At 79.2% G+C, this 538-nt stretch carries 1 pseudogene; it reads right to left on the reverse strand.

Going from position 1 to position 538, the window contains the following annotated elements:
- Positions 1 to 22: 22 nt before the first annotated feature.
- Positions 23 to 538, reverse strand: a pseudogene (locus P1P75_RS41910) (ATP-binding protein); the annotation flags it as partial.

The following is a 538-nucleotide window of genomic DNA, read 5'->3' on the forward strand; positions in this document are numbered from 1 at the left end:
GTGAAGGTGGTGAGGGGGGTGCTCATCCGGCTGGTGTGCTCCCGTCGTGCCGGGTGGTGGGCTGGTGATCGAGGCCGCCGGACAGGCCGTACACGGGGCGGGCCTCGGATATGGGGGACAGCGGCATGACGGGCGGTACGTCCGCGAGGGCCGGGCCGGCCGGGTTCGGCGGGGTGTCCGTCTCCAGGCTCTGCTGGGCCTCGGCGAGGCCGACGCCGCGCTGGAAGGCGGCCATGAGGCCGGGGTCGTGCCCGGCGGGCTGCTCGCCGTCCGGGCGGGGGGCCGGCGGGCCGCCGCGCAGCTGGGGTGCGAGGTGCTCGTGGGCGCGGCGGCGGGGCAGCTGGGGCTTGCCCATGGTGCCGCGCACGGCGCCCGCGCGCGGGGTGGGCACCAGGCCGGCGATCTCCTCCACGGCGGCCCGGTCACCGGGCCGGACACCGGGTACGGCCTCGGCCGGGTTGTGCCTCTCCTCGTGCGCGCCGCGGACGGGGAGGGGGGCCGGGCGGCCACCGTCCGGGCGCGGGGTGTCGTGCTGGAC

Origin of the sequence: Streptomyces sp. ID05-39B (assembly GCF_033794725.1) — a bacterium.
In the GTDB taxonomy this organism is placed as follows: Bacteria; Actinomycetota; Actinomycetes; order Streptomycetales; family Streptomycetaceae; genus Streptomyces; species Streptomyces bobili.